Origin of the sequence: Variovorax sp. RO1, from assembly GCF_002849325.1 — a bacterium.
Taxonomy (GTDB): Bacteria; Pseudomonadota; Gammaproteobacteria; order Burkholderiales; family Burkholderiaceae_C; genus Variovorax.
On record NZ_PKMT01000008.1, the window covers coordinates 278904 to 300340 of the forward strand.

Below are 21437 nucleotides of genomic sequence, written 5' to 3' on the forward strand. Positions count from 1 at the left end.
TTACTTGGCGTGGCTGGGCAGGATGTCGAGCAGCGCGGCCGGCAGGTCGGCCGCGAGCGCCCACTGGCGCATGGCTTCGATGTCGGGTGCGAGGTAGCGGTCGCGCTCGAGGAAGGCGACCTTCTGGCGGATGTTGCTGAACTCGGCCTCGACCAGCGGCGAGCTCTTGAGCCCGCGCTTGAGTTCGATGCCTTGCGCGGCGGCCATCGCTTCGATGCCGACGACGACCGCCGTGTTGTTGACCATGTCGCCGAGGCGGCGCGCCGCGAAGGTGGCCATCGACACGTGGTCTTCCTGGTTGGCCGAGGTCGGCAGGCTGTCGACGCTGGCGGGGTGCGCGTGCGACTTGTTTTCCGACGCGAGCGCGGCGGCCGTGACCTGCGCGATCATGAAGCCGGAGTTCAGCCCGCCATCGCGCACGAGGAAGGGCGGCAGGCCCGAGAGGCCGCTGTCGAGCAGCAGCGCAAGGCGGCGCTCGGCGATGGCGCCGACTTCGCTCACGGCCAGCGCAATGATGTCGGCCGCGAAGGCGACCGGCTCGGCGTGGAAGTTGCCGCCCGAGATCACCTCGCCCGTGTCGCAGAACACCAGCGGGTTGTCCGATGCGGCATTGGCTTCGATGACCAGCACGCGCGAGGCATGGGCCAGGTTGTCGAGGCAGGCGCCCATCACTTGGGGAATGCAGCGCACCGAGTACGGGTCTTGCACGCGGCCGCAGTCGGCGTGCGACGGGACGATCTCGCTGCCGTCGAGCAGCGTGCGCACGGCGCCGGCCACGGCGATCTGGCCCGGCTGGCCGCGTGCGGCGTGAATGCGCGCGTCGAAGGGCTTGATCGAACCCTGGATGGCTTCGAGCGACAGCGCGCCCGACATCAGCGCGGCGGCAAACACGTCTTCGGCGCCGAACAGGCCGGCCAGCGCCAGCGCGGTCGACACCTGCGTGCCGTTGAGCAGCGCCAGGCCTTCCTTGGGGCCGAGCACGAAGGGTTCGAGGCCGATGCTGCGCATGGCCTCGGCACCGCTCACCTTCTTGCCGTCGGCCAGCGTGGCTTCGCCTTCGCCGATGAGCACGCAGGCCATGTGGGCCAGCGGTGCGAGGTCGCCCGAGGCGCCGACCGAGCCCTTGCACGGGATGCTCGGCGTGACGCCCGCGTTGAACAGCGCCAGCAGCGCATCGACCAGCGCGGGCCGCACGCCCGAGTGGCCGCGCGCCAGGCTCACGGCCTTGGTCGCGAGGATCATGCGCACCACCGGCGCGGCCAGCGGCTCGCCGGTGCCGACGCTGTGCGACAGCACGAGGTTGCGCTGCAGCTCGGCCAGGTGGTCGTTGCCGATGCGCGTGCTCGCGAGCTTGCCGAAACCGGTGTTGATGCCGTAGACCACCTCGTCGTTCTCGACGATGTGGCGCACCGCAGCCTCGGCCTTCTGCATGCCATCGAGCACCGACGGATCGAGCGCAAGGCGCACGCCGCCGGCCTGGATGCGTCGCAGCATCGCAAGGTCAACCTTGCCGGGCGTGAGGGTCAGGGTGGCTGGGGAGGCGGCGGTGTGATTGCTTGGCATGTGAACCTGTCTATACAAGTGGTTGCGAGAGAAAACGTAGGCCTCTGAGGGTCGAAAAAAAACGGGTTAGCCGAAGGTCGGGTTGCCGTCGGCTTTGAAACGGCTGCCGAGGCTGTAGCGCGACGCCGGATGCAGGCAGCGCACCCAGGTCACGGGCGTGTTGCGGATCCAGGTGCGGCGCGTCAGCAGCAGGCAGGGGTCGGTGGGCGCCATCGCGAGCCGCTCGGCCTGTTCGGCGCTGGGCAGCACGGCATCGACGACGTGTTCGATCTGGTCGAAGGGCACGTGGCGCACGAGGTACTCGCTGGGCGGCACGGCCGTGAAGTCTTGTTCGAGAAAGTCGGGCACGACCTGCGGATTGACGTAGCGCTCTTCGAGCTGCACGGGCGTGTCGTTGTCCAGGTGCAGGCAGGCGCTGTGGAACACCGAGTCGCCCGCGCGCAGGTCGAGCCAGGCGGCCACGTCGGGCGAGGCTGCGAGGCGCTCGACCGCGAGCATTTCGCAGCGGTAGTCGTGGCCGCGCTGGCGGATTTCGCTGGCGATGTTGGCGATCTGCAGCAGCGTCGATTGCGGCTTGTTCTCGGCCACGAAGCTGCCGACGCCGGCCACGCGCACGATGCGGCCCTGCTCCATGAGTTCGCGCAGCGCGCGGTTCACGGTCATGCGCGCCATGCCGAACTGCGCGACCAGCTCGTTCTCGGAAGGCAGGCGGTGGCCGGGCGGCCAGGTGCCGTCCTGGATCTTGCGGGAGATGTGATCCTTGACTTGCGCATAGAGCGCGAGGGACGGCAGGTCGCGTTTCATCGTGCTTTCAATGTTCCGCAGCGGCCATCGACTCGGCGCGAATCTCTTCGGTCAGGCGCGCCTTGATGTCCATGAACTCCGGCGAGGTCTTGATGGTGTAGCTGCGCGGGTGCGGAAAGTCGACCGCGATCTCGGTCTTGATGCGGCCCGGCCGCGCGCTGAACACCGCCACGCGGTTGGCCATGAAGATCGCCTCGTCGATGTCGTGCGTGACGAACAGCACCGTCTTCTGCGCCGACTCCCAGATGCCCAGCAACAGCTCCTGCATGAGCACGCGGGTCTGGTTGTCGAGCGCGCCGAAGGGCTCGTCGAGCAGCAGCATCTTGGGGTCGTTGGCCAGCGCGCGCGCAATGGCGGTGCGCTGCTGCATGCCGCCCGAGAGCTGCTTGGGAAAGTGGTGCTCGAAGCCGCGCAGGCCGACCTTGGCGATGAAGAACTCGCTGCGTTCCTTCTGGTCGGCTTCGCTCATGCCGCGCTCGCGCAGGCCGAAGCGGATGTTCTGCGCCACCGTGAGCCACGGAAAGAGCGTGTAGCTCTGGAACACCACGCCGCGGTCGGCGCCCGGGCCTTCGATGCGCTCGCCGTCGAGCATCACCTGGCCGGTGGTCGGGAAGTCGAGCCCCGCCACGATGCGCAGCAGCGTCGACTTGCCGCAGCCCGAGGGGCCGAGGATGGTGACGAAGTCGTTCTCCTTCACCTCGAAGTCGATCGGCTGCAGCGCTTGCGTGCGCTGGCCCTTGGTGCCGGTGAAGACGCGCGAGACGCCTTGAATGGAGAGTTGGTTGTTGCTCGTCATCATCACAGTGCAGCCCATGCAAACAGACGGCGATTCATCGCCTTGAAAGCGAAGTCGGACAGCAGGCCGATGACGCCGATCACGATGATCCCGAAGATGATCTGCCCGGTGTTCAGCAGCGCCTGGCTGTCGGTGATCATGTGGCCGATGCCCGACGACGAACCGATGAGCTCGGCCACGATCACGTAGGTCCAGGCCCAGCCCAGCACGAGGCGCAGCGTTTCGGCGATGCCCGGTGCGGCGCCCGGAATGAGCACGCGCGCCACGATGCCCCGGCTGTTGGCGCCCAGCGTGTAGGCGGCCTCGACGAGGTCGCGCCGCGCGCCGCCCACGGTGACGGCCACCATCAGCACGATCTGGAAGAACGAGCCGATGAAGATCACCAGCAGCTTCTGCATTTCGCCCAGGCCCGCCCACAGGATGAGCAGCGGAATGAACGCCGAGGCCGGCAGGTAGCGGCAGAACGAGACAAAGGGCTCGAAGAAGGCCTCGACCGTCTTCCAGGTGCCCATGGCCACGCCCAGCGGCACCGCGAGCACGGCCGCCAGCAGGAAGCCGCCGAACACCCGCCACACGGTCATGCCGATGTCGCCGATGAAGCCGTACTCGGTGAAGAGCAGCCAGCCCTCCTTGACCATCGTGATCGGGCTCGCCAGGAAGGTGGGCGACACGAAGCCGCCCAGCGTGGCGATGCCCCACACCACCACGAAGAGCACGAAGAAGCCGAGCCCCAGCATCGTGCGCGCGGACGCGCTGATGGGTTCGAGCGGCGCGAACACGCGGCGCCGCACGGGGGCTGCGGGCGGCGGCGTCACGGCGCGCGCCGGGGCGGCGGTCATCGGTTGCATCTGCGGCAAGGCCTTACTTGACATAGCTGGCGTCGAAGGTGGCGGCGTAGTCTTCCGGCGCCTTGCGGATCACGCCGGCCTCCAGCAGGATGGCCGCAGCTTCCTTCATGAAGCTGGTGAGCTCGCCCGCAAAGAACTTCTGGTTGGCGGCCTTGTCCTGCCAGCGCAGGTAGGCCGACGACTTGGCGAACTGCTCGCCGCTTTGCTTGACGGCCGAACCCATGAGCTCGTTCGACTTGGCCGGGTCGGCCTTGATCATGTCGAGCGCGTCGAAGTACGACTTCGTGAGCGCGGCGGCGGCCTTGGGGTTGGCCTTGAGCCAGGTGGGCGCGCAGCCGACGGTGTCCATCACCATCGGGTAGTCGAGCGTGGTGGCCAAAATTTTGCCGGCGGCCGGGTTGGCGCGCACGGTCGACAGGTAGGGCTCGTAGGTCATGGCGGCGTCGTTCTGGCCGGCCACGAAGGCTTGCGCAGCGGGCTGCGGCTCGAGCGAGACCACCTTCACGTCCTTCAGGGTCATGCCGTTCTTGCTGAGCATCCAGGCCAGGCCGAAGTACGGCGCGGTGCCCGGGGCGCTCACGCCGATGCTCTTGCCCCTGAGGTCGGCAAAGCTCTTCACGTCGTTGCGCACGGCCAGGCCGTCGGCGCCGTAGGACTTGTCCATCTGGAAGATCTGCACGATCGGCACGCCGTTGGCGTTCCAGGCCACGTGCGTTTCCACGGTGGTGGCCGCGCACTGGATCGCGCCGGAGGCCAGCGCCAGGTGGCGGTCCTTCTGCGGGATCATCTTGAGTTCGACGTCGAGCCCGTTCTTCTTGAAGATGCCGGCCTTGTCGGCCAGCGACAGCGGCGCAAAGCCAGTCCAGCCGGACATGCCGAGCGAAATCTTCGTGTCCTGGGCGGCGGCCGTTCCGGCCATGCCCGCTGCACATGCACCTGCTGCCAGCAGCGAAGCGACTTTCACAACTACCTTGACCATGGGGACTCCTGGTTCCATTTTTTGAGAGAGATGACTCGGCGATACATGCCCAGGGGATATGGACAGCACGCCTCGCATTGTTGCCAGGCGCCCCAACTTGTCTATACAGGATAACCCGAAAGTCCTGTTTCGGTGCATTTCCGAGAGAAACGCACCAGTTTGCTGTCTAGACAAGAGGGGTGCCGGGACGGCGTTCACCATTGCAAACGCCGTGCCACAGTCAGATCGGGGCCGCTGGGGGACAATCGGCGTCCGCCCCGGCTCCGGCCCTTTTCTCCCCCTCTCCCGCCCTTCGCACCCCGCCTGTGTCTTCCCTCGCTCCCCGCCCCTTCGACGCGTCCAGCGACGGCAGCAGCTCCGGCAGCGCGGCCCCCGCCGACATCCTTCACGACGTGTTCGGCTACGCCCGGTTCCGCGGGGCCCAGCAGGACATCGTGGAGCACGTGGTGGGCGGCGGCGACGCGCTGGTGCTGATGCCCACGGGCGGCGGCAAATCGCTCTGTTACCAGATCCCGGCCATCGCCCGGCAGCGCGCGGGGCGCGGCGTGTCGGTGGTGGTGTCACCGCTCATCGCGCTGATGCACGACCAGGTGGGCGCGCTGCACGAGGCGGGCGTGAACGCGGCCTTTTTGAATTCGACGCTCGACTGGGAGCAGACGCAGGACGTGGAGCGCCGCATGCTGCGCGGCGAGATCACGCTGCTGTACGCGGCGCCCGAGCGCGTGAACACGCCGCGCTTTCTGTCGCAGCTCGATTCGCTGAACGAGCGCGGCAAGCTCTCGCTGTTCGCCATCGACGAGGCGCATTGCGTGAGCCAGTGGGGCCACGACTTCCGCCCCGAGTACCGCGCGCTCACCGTGCTGCACGAGCGCTACCCGGGCGTGCCGCGCATCGCGCTCACGGCCACGGCCGACGACCTCACGCGCGCCGACATCGTCGAGCGGCTGCAGCTCGAGCAAGCGCGCCAGTTCGTCTCCAGCTTCGACCGGCCGAACATCCGCTACACCATCGTCGAGAAGAAAGACGCCACCACGCAGCTGCTGCGCTTCATCGAGCGCGAGCACGAGGGCGATGCGGGCGTGGTCTATTGCCAGTCGCGCAAGCGCGTGGAAGACCTCGCGACGACGCTGAAGGGCGCCGGCATCAACGCCCTGCCGTACCACGCGGGCCTCGATGCGGCGGTGCGCCAGAAGCACCAGGACCGCTTCCTGCGCGAAGAAGGCATCGTGATGGTCGCGACCATCGCCTTCGGCATGGGCATCGACAAGCCCGACGTGCGCTTTGTCGGCCACGTCGACATGCCCAAGAACATCGAGGGCTACTACCAGGAAACCGGCCGCGCGGGCCGTGACGGCGCCCCCGCCGACGCCTGGATGGCCTACGGCCTGAACGACGTGGTGAACCAGCGCCGCATGATCGACGAGAGCCCGGCCGGCGAAGAGTTCAAGCAGGTGATGCGCGGCAAGCTCGACGCCCTGCTCTCGCTGGCCGAGGCCAGCGACTGCCGCCGCGTGCGCCTCTTGGGCTACTTCGGCGAGCAGAGCACGCCCTGCGGCAACTGCGACAACTGCCTGAACCCGCCGCAGGTGTGGGACGGCACCGATGCCGCGCGCAAGCTGCTGAGCACGATCTACCGCGTGCAGCAGCAGAGCGGCATCAGCTTCGGCGCGGGCCACATCATGGACATCCTGCGCGGCAAGGCGACCGAGAAGGTCAAGCAGTTCGGCCACGAGCGCATCAGCACCTTCGGCATCGGCGCGGAGTTCAGCGAGGTGGCGCTGCGCGGCGTGCTGCGCCAGCTGATCGCCACGGGCGCGCTGGCGGTGGACGCGGAAGCGTTCAACACACTGAAGCTCACCGAAGGCTCGCGCGCGGTGCTCAAGGGCGAGGCCACGGTGTCGCTGCGCGAGTCGGTGTCGTCGCCGGCCGAGCGCAAGCCCCGGCGCGAGAAGGTCGCCAAGGGCGCACCGTCGCCGGCGGCCGCCTCGCTCGACGACACCGGCAAGAAGCGCTTCGAGGCGCTCAAGGCCTGGCGCGCCGAGGTGGCGAAGGAGCACAACCTGCCGGCCTATGTGATCTTCCACGACGCCACGCTGGCCGCCATTGCCGAGCGCGCGCCCGCGACGCTCGAAGACCTGCAGGGCATCAGCGGCATCGGCACGAAGAAGCTCGAGGCCTACGGCGCCGAAGTGCTGCGCGTGTGCGAAGCCTTCTGACCACCTGCGGCTAGAGCAGCCGCGCGGCCTTCGAGAAATCGATGGACGCGAGCACCGCGGCGCGCATGGCCACCAGCAGATGGCGCTCGTCGTTGCTGCGCTTCTGGAAGGTATAGGTCAGCGCGGGCAGGGCCTGGCGGGTCTTCAGGATGCGCAGGTCGCCGCGGCGCGACAGCAGGCGCGCCCAGCCTTCCGGCAGGAACCCGACGCCGATCCCCTCGATCAGCAGGCCGGCGACGGCACCCCAGCTGTTGCAGCTGAGGCGATGCGGCGCCTCGAGGTTCTCGGCCATGAGCCATTCATCGAGCAGGCGGCTGGTGCCCGCGCCGGGGGGCAGCGTCACGATGGGGTGTTGCGCGAGCAGCGGCGCGCCGATCGTCGTGGCCTTGCCCGCCAGCGCGGGCGCGGCCACCCACACGAAATGCGCCTGGCCGACGGTGTGCGACGAGATCAGCCCGTGGTGCGGTGAGCGCCCGGCGATCACCGCGCAGTCGAGCTCGCCATTGCGAAGGCGCTCGTCCAGCGCCGAGCCGAAGTTGACGTGCGGCTCCAGCCGCAGGTCGGGCAGGTGCCGCCCCACATGCGCGACGAGCTGGGGCAGCCAGGTCAGCGCGCTCAGCTCGCCGATGCCGAAGGTGCAGCGGCCACCGAGGCTGGCGGGTGCGCCGATCGACCGCTTCGTTTCGTCGGCCGCCAGCAGCAAAGCGGCAGCGCGCGGCAGGAAGCGCTCGCCCGCGTCCGTGAGCGTGGCCCGCTGCCCGGCGCGGTCGAACAAGGGCGCGCCGAGCGACACCTCCAGCTCGGCCAGGCGCTTGGACAGCGACGAGGTCGACAGGTGCAGCCGCTGCGCCGCGAGCGCAAAGCTGGCGCAAGTCGCGGCCCAGTAGAAGGCCTCCAGTTGCTTCAGCGTCATGCGCCGTCCCCTCCGTCATTTCGAAAAAAGCGAAATGACAAATTACCATAAATTCGCTTTTTTAAAACCTTCTACTCCCCTACAGTCCGCGCGGACCGAACGACTGACTGGATGGCGGACATGACTGTTTTCTCGCGTGCCTTCGATGCCCCGCGCACCGCGCCGGCGCAAGCCCCGGCTGCTGCTGCCGCGACGCCGCGGCGCCTGGCCGGCATCCTGTCGCTGCAGGACTTCGAGCACGCGGCGAAGCGCCGGCTGCCGCGCCCGCTGTTCGGCTACATCGCCGGTGCGGCGGAAGACAACCGCTCGCTGGACGCCAACCGCGCTGCGTTCGACGCGCACGACTTCCTGCCCCGGGTGCTGGTCGACGTCTCCCGGCGCTCGCAGGAGGTCACGCTGTTCGGCCAGCGCTACGCGTCGCCCTTCGGGATCGCGCCGGTCGGCATCAGCGCGCTGTCGGCCTACCGCGGCGACCTCGTGCTCGCGCAGGCGGCGCAGGCGGCCGGCATTCCCGCGGTCATGAGCGGCACCTCGCTCATTCCGATGGAAGAAGTGGCCCAGGCCGCGCCCGGCACGTGGTTCCAGGCCTACCTGCCGGGCGATGCGGCGCGCATCGACGGCCTGGTGGCGCGCATCGCCGGCGCGGGCTTTCGCCATCTGGTCGTCACGGTCGACATTCCCGTCTGGGCGAACCGCGAAAACAACGTGCGCGCCGGTTTCACGACGCCGCTGCGGCCCAGCCTGCGGCTGGCATGGGACGGCCTCGTGCGGCCGCGCTGGCTGCTCGGCACACTCGCGCGGACCTTCGTGACGCAGGGCATGCCGCACTTCGAGAATTCGTTCGCCACGCGCGGCGCGCCTCTTTTCTCCAGCACCGCGATCCGCGACACGACCGGCCGCGACCACATCCACTGGGATCACATCGCCCGCATCCGCCAGCAGTGGCGCGGGCCGCTGATCCTGAAGGGCATTCTTCATCCGGCCGATGCGCGGCGCGCGCGCCAGCTCGGCGCCGATGGCCTCATCGTCTCCAACCACGGCGGCCGCCAACTTGACGGCGCCGCACCGGCCCTGCGCGCGCTGCCGCAGGTGCTGGACGCCGCGGGCGAGCTGCCCGTGATGGTCGACGGCGGCGTGCGGCGCGGCAGCGACGTGCTGAAGGCGCTGGCGCTCGGCGCCAAGGCCGTGTTCGCCGGCCGCCCGTTCATGTATGCCGCCGCCGTGGGCGGCCACGCGGGCGTCACGCACGCGATCCGGCTGCTGCGGGACGAGGTCGACCGGAACATGGCGATGCTCGGCGTCAACGACCCGAGCGAGCTCGATGCGAGCTGCCTGATCCCTCGGCGCCCCTGACCTGCCCCCACTCATCCCATCCATTCCATCAATCAAAAAGGAGGAAGACACCTTGCCGAAAAACCCCACCCTGTTCGCCCTCGCCTGCCTGCTGGCAGCAACCGTGCCCGCCCACGCGCAGGGCTACCCCGACAAGCCCATCAAGCTGCAGGTGCCGTTCGCGCCGGGCGGCACGACGGACATCATTGCGCGCGTCATTTCCGAGCCCCTGGGCAGGCACCTGGGGCAGAGCGTCATCGTCGAGAACAAGTCGGGCGCGGGCGGCGCGATCGGGGCCGCCGAGACCGCGCGCGCAACGCCCGACGGCTACGCGCTGGGCATCGGCACCGTGTCGACGACGGCGGCCAACCCGGCCATCAACCCCAAGGTGCCGTACAACCCCAAGACCGACTTCACGCCGATCATCAATCTGGCAGCCACGCCGAATGTCATTGCGGTCCATCCCAGCTTTCCGGCCCGCGACTACAAGGGCTTCATCGAGGTGCTGAAGAAGAACCCGGGCAAGTACGCCTACGCCACCGCAGGCACGGGCAGCATCGGGCACCTGCAGATGGAGCTGTACAAGGGCATGGCCGGCGCGTCCGTCACGCACATCCCGTACCGGGGGTCGGGTCCGGCGCTCAATGACACCGTCGCGGGCCAGGTCGCGATGATCTTCGACAACCTGCCCTCCGCCCTTCCGTTCATCAAGGACCGCCGGCTGATCCCGATCGTCGTGGCGGCGTCCGAGCGCCTGAAGGACCTGCCCGACGTGCCGACCTTCAAGGAGGTCGGGCTCGCGCCGGTGAACCGCATGGCGTACTACGGCATCGTGGGCCCCAAGGGCCTGCCCAAGGACGTGGTGGACAAGGTGCACGCGGCGGCGCGCAAGTCGCTGGAAGATCCCGCCGTGCGCAAGCGCATCCAGGACACCGGCTCCTTCGTCGTCGGCAACACGCCGCAGGAATTCACGCAGCAGATCGCCGCCGAGTTCGACGTGTACAAGAAGGTGGTGGATTCCGCCGGACTCACGCCGGACTGAACCGGCGAGCGCCTCTTCAGGCCACCGACGCCCAGACCGGCGCCATCGCGCGGTAGAGCGTGCGGAAGGCCTCGAGCCGGGGCTGGTAGGCCGCGTGCAAGGCGGCGTCGGGCGCGAGCACCTGGCGCACGGCGGGCGCGACGACGACACCCGCCGGGTCTTCGCCCGTGACCGCCAGCCGCGCGAGCCGCGCCGCGCCAAAGGCCGGGCCGCGGTCGGCGGATTCGTACAGCACCAGCGGCACATCGAGCACCGAGGCGATCAGCTGCGCCAGGAAGGCAGAGCGCGCGCCGCCGCCGATCAGCGCCAGGCGCTCGGGCCGCGCCGTCTGCGCGCTCAGCGCTTCCAGGCCATCGGCGAGCGAGAAGGCGATGCCTTCGCAGACCGCCTGCATCAAATCGGCGCGCGTGGTGGCGCCCGACAGGCCGACGATCGCGCCGCGCGCGAACGGGTTGTTGTGCGGCGTGCGCTCGCCGAACAGGTAGGGCAGCGCGAGCAGGCGCGATGGCCCGGTGTACGCGGCTTCGACCTCGGCCAGCAACTCGCCGACCGACGCACCACCGGTGCACGACGCCAGCGCGGCCAGCGGGCTCGCGCCGTTGAGCAGCGCCGCCATGCGGTACCAGCGCTGCGGCAGCGCGTGGCAGAAGGCGTGCACCAGCCGCTCGGGATCGGGACGGTGCGCGGTGTCGGCGACCAGGATCTGCGCCGAGGTGCCGAGCGACACGAAGCCGTCGCCCGGCCCGACCACGCCGATGCCGACGCCGCCTGCCGCGGCATCGCCCGCGCCGCCGGCAATCGGCACGCCGCGCGGCAAGCCCCAGCGCGCAGCCAACGCATCACGCACGGTGGCGCAGGGTTCGCACGACTCGACCACGCGCGGCAGCCACGCAGGATCGACCCCGCAGGCGGCGAGCGCCTGCGGCGACCAGCGGCGCTGCGCCTGATCGAACAGCCAGGTGCCGGCCGCGTCGGTGACGTCGGTCACCTTGTCGCCCGACAGTTGCAGGCGCACATAGTCCTTGGTCAGCAGCAGTGAACAGGCGCGCGCCACGGCGTCGGGCTCATGGGTGCGCAGCCAGCGCAGTTTGGGACCGGTGAAGCCCGCCATCGGCTGCACGCCGACGGCGCGGCGCAGGGCCAGGTCGGTCTGCATGAGTTCGGCGGCCTCGGCAGCGGCGCGGCCGTCGTTCCAGAGAATGGCCGGGCGCACGGGGCGGTCGGCCTCGTCGAGCAGCACCAGCGAGTGCATCTGGCCCGACAGGCCGATGCCTTGCACGCCGGCCATCGCCGCCGGGTGCGTGCGCGCCAGCTCGTCGAGGCCGTCGGCCACGGCGGCCCACCACTGGTCGGGGTCGTGCTCGCACCACAGCGGCTGCGGGTACTGCGAGCGCAGCGGCCGATCGACCGTGGCCACGACATGCAGCTGCATGTCGGTCAGGACGATCTTGACCGCGGAGGTTCCGATATCGATGCCGAGCAGCATGCGTGTGTTCCCTGTTCGAGGGCCGGAGTATCGGCGCGCAGGCTGACGGCAGGTGCTTACGGTGTGGTTGCCGGCAGCGTGATCGGCACCGGACGCGTGTGCAGGTCGATGTAGAGCTCGAAGAAGCGCGCGTTGTCGAACTTCTTCACCACGGTCATCTTCTGCAGCGGCACGCCCGCGGGCGGCGTGGCGTAGCCGATGGAGCGGCCGTTGTCGGCGGCGCCGGGCTTGGCGACCACGTCGACATAGCGCTCGACAGTCTGCGTGGCGTAGCGCGGATCGATGAGGTAGGCCAGCACCAGCGTGTCCCAGATGTTCTGCGTGTAGTTCGGGTTGTTCTCGAAGCCGTTGGTGCCGCTGAAACCGTAGCCGTTGAGCTTGCGGAACACCTCGGTCACGGCCGTGGGCTTGGCCGGGTGCGCGATGCGGTCGTAGACGGGCTTGGTGAGGAACACGGTGTCGGTCACGTCCAGCGGCACCACCACCTGCGGGATCGGCAGGCGCACCACGAACTGCGCGGCCTCGGGGTCGAACCACCAGTTGAACTCGGCGAAATGGGTGGTGTTGCCGGCCACGTCGACGGCGCCGCCCATGTAGATGATCTTCTTGATCAGCGGCACGATCTCGGGGCTCTTCTTCACGGCCAGCGCGATGTTGGTGAGCGGGCCGATGGCCAGGATGGTGATCTCGTTCGGGTTCGCCTTGACGGTGTCGATGATGAAATCGACCGCGCTCTTGCGCTGCACCACGGTGCGCGTGGCAAAGCCGTCGGGGGAAGGCTTCAGATCAGCGTCGGTCTTGGGCTCGGGGCCGCTCCAGGCGCCCAGGTAGCCGTCGCCGCCCGCGCCGGCCTTCATCTCGGCCTCGATGGTGGCGTAGTCGTGGTTGATGGCGTAGTTCTCGCCCACGTAGACGCCGATGCGCTGGCCCACGCCCAGGCGCTCGACCGACATCAGCGCGTCGGCCACGCCCTGCTTGAGCCACTGGTTGCCCGAGACCACGCTGATGCCCATCACCTGCACCTTGCCCTCGGCCTGCAGCTGCGCGGCCATGACGCCGAGCTGGCCGTCGTCGCTCATGGTGTTGTAGTCGCTGTCGATGATGACTTTCTGCGCCACCGGCGGCGCGGCGAACCCGGGCGCCAGGCCGATGCCGTCGTTGCCGCCCCCACCGCCGCCGCATGCCGTGAGCACGGCCACGGCGACGAGCCAGAAGGCTCTCGCTGTCCATTTGCGCATCTGCTTCTCCTAAGTGTTTGGTTTTCAGTCCGGTTTTCAGAGGGAAGCCGGGGATTGAAAACGTTTGCGCAAAGGTTTGCGCAAACGTTTGCCAAACTCTAAATGGCAGGCCACACGCGTGGCAATGGGGTGCGGCTAGGGGTTTTCCGCGAGGCCGGGGCCGGCCTCGCGTGGGGACGTCAGCCCGCCATCAGACGGGGGCTGGCACGAGGTCGATCCACCGGTTCTCGCGCAGCGGCGAACGGGGAAGCAGGGCGGGCTCGTCGTCCACCGGCATGTCGCCCTTCTCCAGGCCCAGGGTGTCCGCGGCCTTGGCGGACGCGGTCGGCGCCGCGCACGACCCGGTGTCGCGCAGCCGCAGCGCCGCGGCCAGCCGGCGCTCAGCGGGGTCGCCCAACGGGTGGCTGAAGTCGTCGGACACGACGCAGCCCGCATTGGGCGCGAAGCCGTCGCCGTAGTCGCCGAAGCCGGCCTGGTTCACGCCCTTGAAGTTGACCGCGAAGTAGGTCGTGCCGCAGTTGTCCTGCGGCACAAAACCGTAGGGCTTGCCGCAGGTGGTGGTGCCCACGAGGTTGACCGTGACACCCACGCCGCGCAGGCTGTTGATGACCGACTCACTGGCAGAGCAGGTGCCGCCGCTCGTCAGCAGCGTGACGCGCGAGAGGCCCAGCGTGGGCAGCGGCTGGCCGGCGCGGGTGGTCGTGAAGAAGGGCGTGAGGTTTTCCGCGAGCGTGGTGCGGTACGGGTTCTTGTCGTTGAAGGTCAGCAGCTCGAAGGTTTTGCCGTTCGTCGGGCCCGGTCCGGCCACCATGTAGGCCAGCCGGCTCGCGATGTGCAAAAAGCCGCCGCCGTTGTAGCGCATGTCGATCACGAGGTCCTGGACGCCGCCGTCCTGCTTGAGCGTGTTCATCGCCGCGACGAGCTGCGCCTCGGCGGTCGTGATGTGGTCGTTGAACAGCAGGTAGCCCACGCGGTTGCCGGCCGGCCCGATGGTGCGCGTGAACTGCACCGGCGTGCTCGTGATGCGCTGGGCCGTGAGCTCGATGGGGCTGCCGCGCGTGCCGTCCACTTCGAAGGTGAAGGTGTGCTTCTCGCCGAGGGCCCGTGGCGAGAGCGCGCGAAAGATGGGGTCTCTCTCGCTGTCGGGGACGGACACCACGTCGATGCCGTCGACGACGACCAGTTTGGCCCCACGCACCAGGCCGGCCGCCGCGGCCGGCGAGCCCGGCTCGACGAAGGCGATGCGGATGTTGCGCGGCACCGAACTGCGCACGGTGGCCATCTCCATGCCGTAGCCGGCCGACACGCCGCCTTCGGACTGCAGGCGGTACGCCTCGGTGTTGTTGGTGAAGTGGAAGCGGTCCTTGGCCCGGCCCGACGGCGTGGTGGCCGGCGTCTTGAGCACGTCGAACCAGGTCTGCGGCGTGGCGTAGTCGGCCGCCTTGAGCGTGGGGGGCACCTCGTTGTACCAAAGGTAGGTTTCGTCGATCCAGCCACGCACCCAGCTCTTTTCGTTGTCGACCGTGCCGGCGCTGTCGGGGTAGGCGCGGCCGGTCGCGGGGTTGATGCCCGGGCGCGGCGCGGCGCACTGGCCGGCGACGGTCGACGACGCGACGATGCCGCCTTCACCCCCGCCCCCAGGGTTGGGCGTCGGCGCCACGCCGATCGGGAACCCACCGCCGCCACCGCCGCCTCCACCGCATCCCACCAGGAGACCGGCCAGGGCGAGCGCCATCGCACCGGCACAGGCGGCCAGGGCCCGCGAGCGCCGCGACGCATCTGCATTGCGAAAGGCCATCGGGTCCTCCTGGCGTCCGCGGTGGCGGACAGTTCTGATTGGTCTTGTTCGGGGTGCGGGGGGCGCGGAACGCCGCCCGCTACTGGATGAAGCCCATGCCGCGCGATTCGCGTACCTCGGGCTTGATCCGGTGCTCGGCTTCGAGCTGCTCGAGAAACTCCGCCGCCGAAAACTCGGTCGCGAGGATGTCGGTCTGCCGCTTCACGGCCGCGAAGTCGCCGGGGCACAGCTGCGACAGCTGCGCCAGGCGCGCGCGCACCTCGCCGGTGAGCAGCGCCGCGTCGCCCGCGAGCGCCTCGGTAACGAACATGCGTTCGCGCTGCGCCGCGGTGAGCGGCATGAACTTGATCTTGAAGGTGAAGCGCCGCAGCGCCGCCTGGTCGAGCCGGTCGAGCAGGTTGGTGGTGCAAACGAACACGCCGCGAAAGCGCTCCATGCCCTGCAGCATCTCGTTGACCTCGGTGACCTCGTAGGTGCGCTGCGCGCCGCGCCGGTCCTGCAGGAACGAGTCGGCCTCGTCGAGCAGCAGCACGGCCTTCTCCGATTCGGCCTCCTTGAACATGGCGGCCATGTTCTGCTCGGTCTCGCCGACGTACTTGCTCATGAGGTCGCTGGCCTGCTTGACGATGAGGGGGCGGCCCACGGCCTTGGCGATGTGCTCGGCCAGCGCGGTCTTGCCGGTGCCCGGCGCACCATAGAAGCACAGCGTGCCATGGCCGCGCGCCTTCAGCGCCTCGACGATGCGCGGGATTTCGAAGCGGGTTTCGACGTGGAGCATGTCCAGGTCGTAGGTGGTGACACTGCGGCGCTCGGCCGGGCTCTTGTCGAGCGTGCCGAGTGCGAGGTCGGCGTTGCGCAGCTGGCGCTCGATGAGGGCCTCGACCGAGGCCTCGTCGGTCTTCGCCAGGCCGGCGAAGCGCACGGCGGTGCGGATCTGCGCGGGCGTGAGGCCCTTGCGCTCGGCCAGCTTGGCCGTGAAGGCCTCGGACACGACCACGCCTTCGAGCGTTTTCTTGACGAGCTGCTCGCGCGCGCCGGGCGGCGGCGACTTGAGTTCGAGGTGGTAGGCGAAGCGGCGGCGGAAGGCTGGATCGATCTGCTCGATGCGGTTGGTGACCCACAGCGTGGGCACGGGGTTGGCCTCGAGGATCTGGTTGACCCAGGCCTTGCCGCTCACGCTGCCACTGGCGGGTGCGGGAATCTGCTCGGCGCGCGCCATGAACTGCGCGGCCTCGGTGCTGATGGGCGGGAAGACGTCTTCGACCTCGTCGAACAACAACGCGGCCTGCGCGCTGCCTTTGAGGAACACCTGCGCGATCTGCAACGAGCGGTAGCGGTCGCGGCCGCTGAGCGAATTGCCGTCGCGGTCGGCGTACTCGACCTCGAAGAGTTCGAGGCCCGCCGCCTGCGCGACCACCTTGGCCAGCTCGGTCTTGCCGGTGCCGGGCGGGCCGTAGAGCAGCACGTTGACGCCGGGCTCCTTGCGCGCGACCGCCGCGCGCAGCAGCGTGACGAGCATCTGCGCGTCTTCTTCCACGAAAGAAAAATCGTGTGGCGTGAGCGCACTCTTGGCCGAGGGCCGCGTGAACACGGCCATCAGCTCGTTGTGGTCGCGGTACTCGCGCATGAGCACGGGCGGCAGCTTCTCGCTGACCTTCATGAGGTCAGCGAGGTCGGTGATGTTGTGCTCGGAGATGAGGTTCTCGACGAGGCCGATGCGTTCCAGCCGCGAGCCCGCGCGCAATGCCTCGCCCACCTCGCTCGCGTTGACGCCCGCGATGTCGGCGATAGCGGCGTAGGCCTCGGGCGCGTTGTTGACCTTGAACTCGACCAGCAGCGAGCGCAGGTCGCGCTGGTAGCGCGCGAGCGTGCCGTACAGCAGCAGCGCGCGCTCGGCCTTGTTGAGCTGCAGCAGGCCGGCGAGCGCGTCGATGTTCTTCTCGACCAGCGTCGACTGTTTGCGCAGCGCATGCGTGAGCCAGTCGCGCGTGACGGCGAGCACCGAGAGCAGGTCTTTGGGCTGGTCTTTCGCGTACTCGTCGAGGTAGAAGAACAGCGTGCCTTCCTCATACGGGCCGCGCCACACGCCGTGGCGTTCGAGCAGCGTGCGGCCATCGAAATCTTCGACGCCTTTCCACGCTTCGTTGCCCGCGCAGCGGCGGCCCAGGAACTCGCGCAATCGCTGCAGCACGGCGGCGGGCCACACGAGGTGGCGCCCGGTGAGCGAGAGCAATCCGTTGATATCGCGCCGCACATTGAAGCGCGGGCCCTGCTTGGCCGCGAGCGTAAGCACGAAGTGCGAGCACATGAGCTCGAGCACCGGCGCTTCCTTGAGACCGGGCGAGGGCAAGGCCTGCCCGCGCACCGCAGCAGCCACCACATCGACACCCGCACGCTTGACCATCAGGCAACCTCCTGCGAGGAAATACTTGGAGCGACCATAACGCAGACTTTTGGCTTCGGGAAGACGCCGAAAGAGTAAAAACCCTGATCCGCTGGATTCCAGCCACAATGCGCGCCATGGTCGGAATCGAAGCTATCCGTCGCGCCGCGGCACGCCTGCAGGGCCAGGTGCTCAACACGCCCTGCGTGGAGTCGCGCACGCTCTCTGAAATCGTGGGCGCGCAGGTGTTCCTGAAGTTCGAAAACCTGCAGTTCACGTCCTCGTTCAAGGAACGCGGCGCGTGCAACAAACTCGTCGATTTGTCTGAAGGCGGCACGCGCGGCGTGATCGCCATGTCGGCCGGCAACCATGCGCAGGGTGTGGCCTATCACGCACAGCGGCTGGGCCTGCGCGCACTCATCGTGATGCCGCGCTTCACGCCCGGCGTGAAGATCGAGCGCACGCGCGGCTTCGGTGCCGAGGTGGTGCTGCACGGCGACACGCTGGACGCGGCGCGCGCGCATGCACTGGCGCTGGCCGAACGCGAAGGCCTGACCTTCGTGCATCCCTACGACGACGAAGCCATCATTGCCGGCCAAGGCACGATCGCGCTCGAGATGCTCGATGCAGTGCCCGACCTCGACACGCTGGTGGTGGCGGTCGGTGGCGGCGGGCTCATCGCAGGCATGGCCGTCGCGGCGCGCGAGATCAAGCCCGGCCTCGAGATCGTCGGCGTACAGACCCAACGCTTTCCGGCGATGGTGAATGCCGTCAAGGGCACGCACCACGCGCAGGGCACGAGCACGATCGCCGAAGGCATCGCGGTCGGCACGCCGGGCGTGCTGACGCGGGAAATCATCGCGGCCAAGGTCGACGACCTGCTGCTGGTGGACGAAGGCGACATCGAGCAGGGCGTGCTGATGCTGCTCGAGATCGAAAAGACCCTGGTCGAAGGCGCCGGTGCGGCTGGCTTGGCGGCCCTGATCCGTCATCCGGAGCGCTTTCGCGGCAAGCGCGTCGGCCTGGTGCTGTCGGGCGGCAACATCGATCCGCTGCTGCTCGCGGCCATCATCGAACGCGGCATGGTGCGCGCCGGCCGGCTGGCCCGGGTGCGTGTCAGCGCGCGCGACGTGCCGGGCTCGCTGGCCCAGATCACGGCCACTGTGGCCGAAGCGGGCGCTAACGTCGACGAGGTGCACCACCAACGCGCCTTCACCATGCTGGCGGCGCAGAATGTCGACGTCGAGCTGGTGCTGCAGACGCGGGGCCGGGCCCATCTGGCCAGCGTCTTGAGCGCCCTGAAAGACGCCGGTTTCGAAGCGGTGGAGCAGCACTGAGGGCTCCTCGCAACCCCCTAGACCCGCTGGCGGCGCCTCGCCGGTAAAATGGCGGGAGTTTTGTCATTTGCGGTTGACTGCATTTGGCGCTTTGTCATTTGCGTATTCGAGGTATTTCCCGATGTCCCATCCCACCCCCGCCGAGCACGGCCACCACGCTGCCGCCGCTGAACCTGACGCCGTCGAATCGGTCGTTCACCTGATGCCGCTCGTGCTCCCGCTGGCTGGCGGCGTGCTGATGCTGCTGCTGGCGTCGATCGCCGTTTTTCTCGCCTGAGCTGACAGGCTTTCGCGCTTTTGTCCGCGGGCTGTGCGGCCCGCGTTGACGCAATCTCCCAAAGCGAAACGTTTTCTCAAACGGACCTCCGTGCCTGGTCAGGCGCGGCGCCCCGTTCGGAAAGACGATTTTTCAACTTAGGAGATTTCCGATGAACGCACCCACGATGAAGGGCCTTCCCATTCAGGCGCCCTCATACGTCAAGAACGCCAAGCTGATCGCCTGGGTGGCCGACATGGCCGCGCTGTGCAAACCTGACGCCATCCACTGGTGCGACGGCAGCAAGGAAGAATACGACCGCCTCTGCCAGCAACTGGTCGACGCCGGTACCTTCAAGAAGCTGAACCCCGCCAAGCGCCCGGGCTCGTTCCTCGCGATGTCCGATCCGAGCGACGTGGCACGTGTCGAAGACCGCACTTTCATCTGCTCCGCACAGAAGGAAAACGCCGGCCCCACCAACAACTGGATGGCCCCGGCCGAGATGCGCACGACGCTGCAGCCCCTGTTCGACGGCTGCATGAAGGGCCGCACCATGTACGTGGTGCCGTTCAGCATGGGCCCGCTGGGCTCGCCCATTGCGCACATCGGCATCGAGTTGTCTGACAGCCCCTACGTGGCCGTCAACATGCGCATCATGACCCGCATGGGCCAGGCCGTGTACGAGGTGCTGGGCACCGACGGTGAGTTCGTGCCGTGCATTCACACCGTGGGCGCGCCGCTCGAGGCCGGCCAGAAGGACGTGTCCTGGCCCTGCAACACCACCAAGTACATCGTTCATTACCCTGAAACGCGCGAGATCTGGAGCTATGGCTCGGGCTACGGCGGCAACGCGCTGCTGGGCAAGAAGTGTTTTGCACTGCGCATCGCCTCAAACATGGGCCGCGACGAAGGCTGGCTGGCCGAGCACATGCTGATCCTGGGCGTGACCAATCCCGAAGGCAAGAAATACCACGTAGCGGCGGCATTCCCCAGCGCCTGCGGGAAGACGAATTTCTCGATGCTGGTGCCGCCGGCGGGCTTTGATGGGTGGAAGGTCACGACCATCGGCGACGACATCGCCTGGATCAAGCCGCAGGCCGACGGCACGCTTCGCGCCATCAACCCCGAGGCTGGCTACTTCGGCGTGGCGCCGGGCACCAACATGCTGACCAACCCGAACTGCATGCGCAGCCTGGACGACGGCGTGATCTTCACCAACGTCGCGCTGACCGACGACGGCGACGTGTGGTGGGAAGGCATGGAGCAGGACACGCCGGGCAAGGCGCTGCCGGCGCACCTGATCGACTGGCAAGGCAAGGATTGGACGCCGCAGATCGCCAAGGAAACCGGCGCCAAGGCCGCGCACCCGAACGCGCGCTTCACCGTGGCCGCCACCAACAACCCCGCACTCGACGATGCCTGGGACGACCCGAAGGGCGTGAAGATCGACGCCTTCATCTTCGGCGGCCGCCGCTCGACGACCGTGCCGCTGGTCACCGAAGCGCGCAACTGGGTCGAAGGCGTCTACATGGCCGCGACGATGGGCTCGGAAACTACCGCTGCAGCCGCCGGCCAGCAGGGCGTGGTGCGCCGTGACCCGTTCGCGATGCTGCCGTTCATGGGCTACAACATGAGCGACTACTTCCAACACTGGCTCGACCTGGGCAAGAAGCTGGAAGCCTCGGGCGCCCAGCTGCCGAAGATCTACACGACCAACTGGTTCCGCAAGGGAGCGGACGGCAAGTTCGTATGGCCGGGCTACGGCGAGAACATGCGCGTGCTGAAATGGATGATCGATCGCGTGGAAGGCAAGGCGACGGAAGGTGTCGAACACATCACCGGCGTGAGCCCGCGCTATGAAGACCTGAACTGGACCGGCCTGGATTTCAGCGCCGAGCAGTTCGCGACGGTCACGAGCATTGACAAGGCCGCTTGGCAGGCTGAGCTGAAGCTGCACTCGGAGCTGTTCCAGCAGCTGGCGCACCATCTGCCGAAGGAATTGCCGGAGACCAAGGCTGCGATTGAGCAGCGGTTGGCAGCCTGAGTAGGCTCTCGCAGGCTCGCGCAGCCTGCGAAATACGGGCCTTGAAAGCCCGGTAGAAAGCCCGATGAGTTTATCTCGTCGGGCTTTTTTGTTTTGGGCGGCGGTCAATTGGCGCCTCTGCAGGTGATTCCAGGTCATGGCGGAGTCTTTGGCGACGTCGATCGTGCCTTGCATACGGCGCGCAAGCGTTTAGCTGGCTTGCAGCGAGACCCGGTGAAGCACGCGCGTCATGCGATGAAGGTGCTGATGAAGTTCAAGCTGCTGGAGCTGCATGCGGTGTCGCACGCTGAGTGGGGGGCGTGGCTTGGCGGGACACCGTATTTCGAGCGGATCCGGGCGCGATTCTTTGCTGGTGAGACACTGGTTGATCTGACAGCAGACCTACTGGCTGAACTGATTGCG

The 21437-nt window shown here is 68.1% G+C and carries 16 protein-coding genes; 6 read left to right on the top strand and 10 right to left on the bottom strand.

What is annotated here, in order from left to right; translation table 11 throughout:
- The 5 genes from hutH to CY658_RS29580 all read right to left on the bottom strand — a co-directional run bounded on the left by hutH (window position 1) and on the right by CY658_RS29580 (window position 4990).
- A complete protein-coding gene (hutH, locus tag CY658_RS29560; RefSeq protein WP_101493554.1) occupies window positions 1–1563 on the bottom strand; it encodes a histidine ammonia-lyase in 1563 nt (520 codons plus the stop codon).
- Window positions 1564–1629: 66 nt separating this feature from the next.
- Window positions 1630–2367 carry a histidine utilization repressor gene (gene hutC / locus CY658_RS29565; protein ID WP_101493555.1) on the bottom strand — a complete coding sequence of 246 codons (738 nt, stop codon included), beginning with the start codon at window positions 2365–2367 and terminating at the stop codon, window positions 1630–1632.
- A 7-nt stretch (window positions 2368–2374) separates the two neighbouring features.
- Window positions 2375–3163 (bottom strand): ABC transporter ATP-binding protein, encoded by a 789-nt coding sequence (locus CY658_RS29570; RefSeq protein WP_099797335.1) that lies wholly within the window; start codon window positions 3161–3163, stop codon window positions 2375–2377.
- 2 nt (window positions 3164–3165) lie between these two features.
- Window positions 3166–4011, bottom strand: a complete 846-nt coding sequence (locus tag CY658_RS29575) for an ABC transporter permease (RefSeq protein WP_374221139.1) — start codon at window positions 4009–4011, stop codon at window positions 3166–3168.
- 13 nt (window positions 4012–4024) lie between these two features.
- The gene (locus CY658_RS29580) at window positions 4025–4990 is read right to left on the bottom strand and encodes an ABC transporter substrate-binding protein (protein WP_101493556.1); all 966 of its coding nucleotides are present in this window, start codon (window positions 4988–4990) and stop codon (window positions 4025–4027) included.
- Window positions 4991–5295: 305 nt separating this feature from the next.
- On the opposite strand from CY658_RS29580, the gene recQ reads away from it, so the two are divergent.
- Window positions 5296–7206 carry a DNA helicase RecQ gene (recQ, locus tag CY658_RS29585; RefSeq protein ID WP_180839074.1) on the top strand — a complete coding sequence of 637 codons (1911 nt, stop codon included), beginning with the start codon at window positions 5296–5298 and terminating at the stop codon, window positions 7204–7206.
- Between the two features lie 10 nt (window positions 7207–7216).
- Here recQ and CY658_RS29590 read toward each other — a convergent pair whose 3' ends face one another.
- The gene (locus CY658_RS29590; RefSeq protein WP_101493557.1) at window positions 7217–8119 is read right to left on the bottom strand and encodes a LysR family transcriptional regulator; all 903 of its coding nucleotides are present in this window, start codon (window positions 8117–8119) and stop codon (window positions 7217–7219) included.
- Window positions 8120–8230: 111 nt separating this feature from the next.
- On the opposite strand from CY658_RS29590, the gene CY658_RS29595 reads away from it, so the two are divergent.
- A complete protein-coding gene (locus CY658_RS29595; RefSeq protein ID WP_374221140.1) occupies window positions 8231–9472 on the top strand; it encodes an alpha-hydroxy acid oxidase in 1242 nt (413 codons plus the stop codon).
- A 52-nt stretch (window positions 9473–9524) separates the two neighbouring features.
- Window positions 9525–10493 (top strand): tripartite tricarboxylate transporter substrate binding protein BugE, encoded by a 969-nt coding sequence (locus CY658_RS29600; RefSeq protein ID WP_101493558.1) that lies wholly within the window; start codon window positions 9525–9527, stop codon window positions 10491–10493.
- Between the two features lie 16 nt (window positions 10494–10509).
- Here the strand turns inward: CY658_RS29600 and xylB are convergent, their stop codons facing one another.
- The 4 genes from xylB to CY658_RS29620 all read right to left on the bottom strand — a co-directional run bounded on the left by xylB (window position 10510) and on the right by CY658_RS29620 (window position 17419).
- The gene (gene xylB / locus CY658_RS29605) at window positions 10510–11979 is read right to left on the bottom strand and encodes a xylulokinase (protein WP_101493559.1); all 1470 of its coding nucleotides are present in this window, start codon (window positions 11977–11979) and stop codon (window positions 10510–10512) included.
- A gap of 56 nt (window positions 11980–12035) precedes the next feature.
- Window positions 12036–13217 carry a nucleoside hydrolase gene (locus CY658_RS29610; RefSeq protein ID WP_101493560.1) on the bottom strand — a complete coding sequence of 394 codons (1182 nt, stop codon included), beginning with the start codon at window positions 13215–13217 and terminating at the stop codon, window positions 12036–12038.
- A gap of 190 nt (window positions 13218–13407) precedes the next feature.
- Window positions 13408–15015 (bottom strand): S41 family peptidase, encoded by a 1608-nt coding sequence (locus CY658_RS29615; protein WP_101493561.1) that lies wholly within the window; start codon window positions 15013–15015, stop codon window positions 13408–13410.
- Window positions 15016–15094: 79 nt separating this feature from the next.
- Window positions 15095–17419, bottom strand: a complete 2325-nt coding sequence (locus CY658_RS29620; RefSeq protein ID WP_101493562.1) for an ATP-binding protein — start codon at window positions 17417–17419, stop codon at window positions 15095–15097.
- A gap of 116 nt (window positions 17420–17535) precedes the next feature.
- Between CY658_RS29620 and CY658_RS29625 the strand changes: the two genes are divergently transcribed.
- The 3 genes from CY658_RS29625 to CY658_RS29630 all read left to right on the top strand — a co-directional run bounded on the left by CY658_RS29625 (window position 17536) and on the right by CY658_RS29630 (window position 21035).
- Window positions 17536–18735 carry a threonine ammonia-lyase gene (locus CY658_RS29625; protein ID WP_180839075.1) on the top strand — a complete coding sequence of 400 codons (1200 nt, stop codon included), beginning with the start codon at window positions 17536–17538 and terminating at the stop codon, window positions 18733–18735.
- 121 nt (window positions 18736–18856) lie between these two features.
- Window positions 18857–19012, top strand: a complete 156-nt coding sequence (locus CY658_RS32845) for a hypothetical protein (protein ID WP_180839076.1) — start codon at window positions 18857–18859, stop codon at window positions 19010–19012.
- Window positions 19013–19163: 151 nt separating this feature from the next.
- Entirely contained in the window at window positions 19164–21035 is a 1872-nt protein-coding gene (locus CY658_RS29630) for a phosphoenolpyruvate carboxykinase (GTP) (protein WP_101493564.1), read from the top strand.
- The last annotated feature ends 402 nt before the right edge of the window (window positions 21036–21437 follow it).

What these genes read in the sequence shown, in the direction of transcription:
- hutH (WP_101493554.1), bottom strand. Translation starts at nt 1,563, where the DNA reads ATGCCAAGCAATCACACCGCCGCCTCCCCAGCCACCCTGACCCTCACG.
- hutC (WP_101493555.1), bottom strand. Translation starts at nt 2,367, where the DNA reads ATGAAACGCGACCTGCCGTCCCTCGCGCTCTATGCGCAAGTCAAGGAT.
- CY658_RS29570 (WP_099797335.1), bottom strand. Translation starts at nt 3,163, where the DNA reads ATGACGAGCAACAACCAACTCTCCATTCAAGGCGTCTCGCGCGTCTTC.
- CY658_RS29575 (WP_374221139.1), bottom strand. Translation starts at nt 4,011, where the DNA reads ATGCAACCGATGACCGCCGCCCCGGCGCGCGCCGTGACGCCGCCGCCC.
- CY658_RS29580 (WP_101493556.1), bottom strand. Translation starts at nt 4,990, where the DNA reads ATGGTCAAGGTAGTTGTGAAAGTCGCTTCGCTGCTGGCAGCAGGTGCA.
- CY658_RS29590 (WP_101493557.1), bottom strand. Translation starts at nt 8,119, where the DNA reads ATGACGCTGAAGCAACTGGAGGCCTTCTACTGGGCCGCGACTTGCGCC.
- CY658_RS29595 (WP_374221140.1), top strand. Translation starts at nt 8,231, where the DNA reads ATGGCGGACATGACTGTTTTCTCGCGTGCCTTCGATGCCCCGCGCACC.
- xylB (WP_101493559.1), bottom strand. Translation starts at nt 11,979, where the DNA reads ATGCTGCTCGGCATCGATATCGGAACCTCCGCGGTCAAGATCGTCCTG.
- CY658_RS29610 (WP_101493560.1), bottom strand. Translation starts at nt 13,217, where the DNA reads ATGCGCAAATGGACAGCGAGAGCCTTCTGGCTCGTCGCCGTGGCCGTG.
- CY658_RS29615 (WP_101493561.1), bottom strand. Translation starts at nt 15,015, where the DNA reads ATGGCCTTTCGCAATGCAGATGCGTCGCGGCGCTCGCGGGCCCTGGCC.
- CY658_RS29620 (WP_101493562.1), bottom strand. Translation starts at nt 17,419, where the DNA reads ATGGTCAAGCGTGCGGGTGTCGATGTGGTGGCTGCTGCGGTGCGCGGG.
- CY658_RS29625 (WP_180839075.1), top strand. Translation starts at nt 17,536, where the DNA reads ATGGTCGGAATCGAAGCTATCCGTCGCGCCGCGGCACGCCTGCAGGGC.
- CY658_RS32845 (WP_180839076.1), top strand. Translation starts at nt 18,857, where the DNA reads ATGTCCCATCCCACCCCCGCCGAGCACGGCCACCACGCTGCCGCCGCT.
- CY658_RS29630 (WP_101493564.1), top strand. Translation starts at nt 19,164, where the DNA reads ATGAACGCACCCACGATGAAGGGCCTTCCCATTCAGGCGCCCTCATAC.